Origin of the sequence: Kitasatospora sp. NPDC036755, from assembly GCF_040636595.1 — a bacterium.
Taxonomy (GTDB): domain Bacteria; phylum Actinomycetota; class Actinomycetes; order Streptomycetales; family Streptomycetaceae; genus Kitasatospora.
The window spans coordinates 1-3,469 of sequence record NZ_JBEZUT010000549.1; the positions used below are offsets into that span (position 1 = coordinate 1).

Below are 3,469 nucleotides of genomic sequence, written 5' to 3' on the forward strand. Positions count from 1 at the left end.
GTTCGCACGGGGGCCGCGGACAGCGCGGGCGCGGGCACTCAGGCGGTGGCCGCCTTGAGCGCGATGTCGGTGCGGTGCTGGCCGCCCTTGAGGGAGATCCGGTCCACCGCGGCGTACGCGCGCTCGCGCGCCCCGGCCAGGTCGGCGCCGGTCGCGGTGACCGACAGGACGCGGCCGCCGGCGCTCAGCACCCGGCCGTCCTCGTCCGCCTTCGTCCCGGCGTGCAGCACGAACGCGGTGCCGTCCGCCTCGGCCTCGGCCAGGCCCTCGATCGGGTCGCCGGTGCGCGGGGCCGCCGGGTAGCCCTCGGAGGCGACGACCACGGTGACGGCCGCGCCCTCGTCCCAGCGCAGCGGCTCCAGCTGGTCCAGGGTGCCGTTGGCGGAGGCCAGCAGCACGCCCGCCAGCGGGGTGCGCAGCCGGGCCAGCACGACCTGGGTCTCCGGGTCGCCGAAGCGGGCGTTGAACTCGATCACCCGGGTGCCGCGCGAGGTGAGCGCCAGGCCCGCGTACAGCAGGCCGGAGAACTCGGTGCCGCGGCGGCGCAGCTCGTCGACGGTCGGCTGGAGGACGGTCTCCAGGACCTCCTCGACCAGCCCGGCGGGCGCCCACGGCAGCGGCGAGTAGGCGCCCATGCCGCCGGTGTTGGGGCCCTCGTCGCCGTCCAGCGCGCGCTTGAAGTCCTGGGCGGGCTGGAGCGGGACGACGGTGGTGCCGTCGGTGATCGCGAACAGCGAGACCTCGGGGCCGTCCAGGTACTCCTCGATGACCACGCGCTCGCAGGCGGCGGCGTGCTCCAGCGCGGCCTCGCGGTCGGAGGTGACCACGACGCCCTTGCCGGCGGCCAGGCCGTCGTCCTTGACCACGTACGGGGCGCCGAAGGCGTCCAGCGCCTCGGCGGCCTCGGCCGCGGTGGTGCAGACGTAGGAGCGGGCGGTGGGGACGCCGGCCGCGGCCATCACGTCCTTGGCGAACGCCTTCGAGCCCTCCAGCCGGGCGGCCGCGGCGGACGGGCCGAACACCGGGATGCCGGCCGCGCGCACGGCGTCGGCGACGCCGGCCACCAGCGGGGCCTCCGGGCCGACCACCACCAGCGCGGCGTCGAGCCGGCCGGCCAGCGCGGCGACCTGCGCACCGTCCAGCTGGTCGACCGGGTGGACCGTCGCGACCTGTGCGATCCCGGCGTTGCCCGGGGCACAGTGCAGTTCGGTCACTGCGGGATCTTGGGACAGAGAGCGGCACAGGGCGTGTTCGCGGGCGCCGCCGCCGATGACGAGGACCTTCACGCCTGGCAGCGTAGTCGGTGGCCTGATCCGGCCGCTCTCCGGTCCCGTCGGATCCTCCAGGAGGAGGGCTCCGTGGGACGGGCGGATCGGAGGATCCTCCAAGGCCGGCGGGGCCGGTTCGGCGATGGGTGGCCGGGTCACGACGGCGGGTCACCGGACCCTCGCTCGGACGGGTGAAATCCGGCCGCCCCCCGCAACCCGCCCACCTCGGGTTCCGTTGGCCGAAACCGGTAACGATCAACGGAGAAGCGCCCCCACGGTCAGCCATTTGGCGGTAAGAAGTGCTGTTGGAGAACCACCGGCGGACACCACGTCAGCCGTTGCGCCGACAGACCCAGCAGTCCGCCCGCCACAGGGAGCCCCACAGGTGAGCCAGCCGGAAATGCAGCCCGAGGAGAGTGCCTGGGGCAAGGAGATCGGTGAGGAGGACCAGCCCGTCGCCGCCGTCGTCCGACGGGCCTCCACCCGCCGCCGAACCGACCTGAGCACCCGACAGTTCCCGCTCGGGGACTGGGGCGAGCCGGCCGAACGGCTGGAGGAGCTGTACCGCTGGTCCGAGGAACGGGCGGTCGAGGCGATCGAGTGGTACCGCCGGGACCGGATCTGGAAGCGCCGCTGGGCCCGCCTGCTGCGGTTCGGCGCGGCCGGTTTCGCGGTGGGCGGGGTGACCGCCCCGCTGGTCGACCTGGCCGGCGCCTTCGCGCACGGCACCGGCTGGGGCTACGTCGGCTTCGCGCTCTCCGCCGCCTGCCTGGCCGCCGACCGGGTCTTCGGCCTCACCTCCGGCTGGATGCGGGACGTCTCCACCGGGCAGGCCCTGCAACGCCGCCTGGAGGCCTTCCAGTTCGACTGGGCGTCGGAGTGCGTGCGCGAGGTGCTCGGCCCGACCGAGGGCACCGCGGGCGAGGCCGCCGAGCGCTGCCTGGGGGTGCTGCGCCGCTTCTGCGAGGACGTCTCGGACATGGTCCGCTCCGAGACCTCGGAGTGGATGCTGGAGTTCCGCGCCTCGATGACCCAGCTGCCCACCCAGTCCGGCGGGGCCTGGGGCGGGCGCAGCGAGCCCGGGGTGGGTGCCCAGGTGCGGGTGCTGCCGCCGCCGGGCACCCGGCCCACCATGCCGCGCCAGCGGCCGCCGGAGGGGCCGCTGCGGTAGCGCCGGGTGCTCCGGGGCCGGGGCATCCGGGGCGGGGTGCTCCGGGATCGGGGGTCAGGCGAAGACGATCATCGAGCCCTGGGTGACGCTCCTGGTCGCCGCCGCGTACAGGCCCGACCAGGCGTGCCGCTCCCGCGCGAAGGGGTGGACGTCGTCGATCGGCGGCCCGAAGGGCTGCTCCAGGCCGGTCGGTCCGAGCGGCCGGGTCGGGTCCGGCGGGTTGAACGGGTCGATGCCCAGCGCCGGTGCGACGGCCTGGAGTTCGCGCAGCAGCCCGTGGCTGGAGCCGAGCGGGCCGCCGGAGGCGAGCAGCGTGTCGTCCACCAGCGGCACCGCGAACTCGACCGGCACGTACGCGCCGGCGTGGTCGAAGTGCCAGACCAGGTGCGACTGTTCCGCGCTGCCCTCGAACATCTCCAGCAGCTGCTCGTAGTCGCCGCCGAGCGCGTCGACCGGGGTGATGTCCAGTCCGGTGAGGCCCAACAGGTAGGCGCGGCGCAGGAAGTGCAGCGAGTCGTAGTCGAAGGCGGCTATCGGCTCGACCGCGCCGCTGACGCCGGGGACGAAGCGGTAGACCGGCACCTCGGGCAGCCCGTTGGAGGCCAACACCGCGTTGTAGAGCGCGAGGTCGTCCCGGAAGGGGTTGTCGGGACTGTGGCTCAGCACGTCCACCAGCGGGACGAGCCAGAGGTCGCAGGCCATGGCCGGCAGTTCCTCTCCGGAGGCGGGGATCGCCCGCGGAGACGGGGCGACGACGGGGGCTGGGTCGGTACCCGGACGGCCCTTTCGCGGGGCGCCCGGTCCGACGACCGCCCACCCTACCGGCCCGGACCGCCGTACGGGTCGGGCCGGCCCCGCGGGGCCTCCGGCGACGGCTCGGGCAGCCGCCGGCCGAACCGGCCGTACGGGATCGTGCGCGGCTGCGGCACCAGGCCGAGGCCCAGGCCCAGTTCACGGCCGAGCTCCCGGCCCACCTCGTCGCCGCGGCGGCTCCGCTCGCCGCGGGCCGCACCGGGCTCGGCGACGGGCC

At 75.4% G+C, this 3,469-nt stretch carries 4 protein-coding genes; 1 reads left to right on the plus strand and 3 read right to left on the minus strand.

What is annotated here, in order from left to right:
- Window positions 1–38: 38 nt before the first annotated feature.
- A complete protein-coding gene (purD, locus tag AB0E96_RS39675; protein WP_359831510.1) occupies window positions 39–1,286 on the minus strand; it encodes a phosphoribosylamine--glycine ligase in 1,248 nt (415 codons plus the stop codon).
- Window positions 1,287–1,653: 367 nt separating this feature from the next.
- Between purD and AB0E96_RS39680 the strand changes: the two genes are divergently transcribed.
- The gene (locus AB0E96_RS39680) at window positions 1,654–2,439 is read left to right on the plus strand and encodes an SLATT domain-containing protein (protein ID WP_359831512.1); all 786 of its coding nucleotides are present in this window, start codon (window positions 1,654–1,656) and stop codon (window positions 2,437–2,439) included.
- Window positions 2,440–2,493: 54 nt separating this feature from the next.
- Here AB0E96_RS39680 and AB0E96_RS39685 read toward each other — a convergent pair whose 3' ends face one another.
- Window positions 2,494–3,141: a hypothetical protein gene (locus tag AB0E96_RS39685; RefSeq protein ID WP_359831514.1), complete on the minus strand. Its 648-nt coding sequence runs from the start codon at window positions 3,139–3,141 to the stop codon at window positions 2,494–2,496.
- A gap of 116 nt (window positions 3,142–3,257) precedes the next feature.
- On the minus strand, window positions 3,258–3,469 hold a 212-nt coding region (locus tag AB0E96_RS39690), incomplete at its 5' end, for a hypothetical protein (protein WP_359831516.1).

Coding starts and splice junctions, on each gene's coding strand:
- AB0E96_RS39685 (WP_359831514.1), bottom strand. CDS start 3,141: ATGGCCTGCGACCTCTGGCTCGTCCCGCTGGTGGACGTGCTGAGCCAC.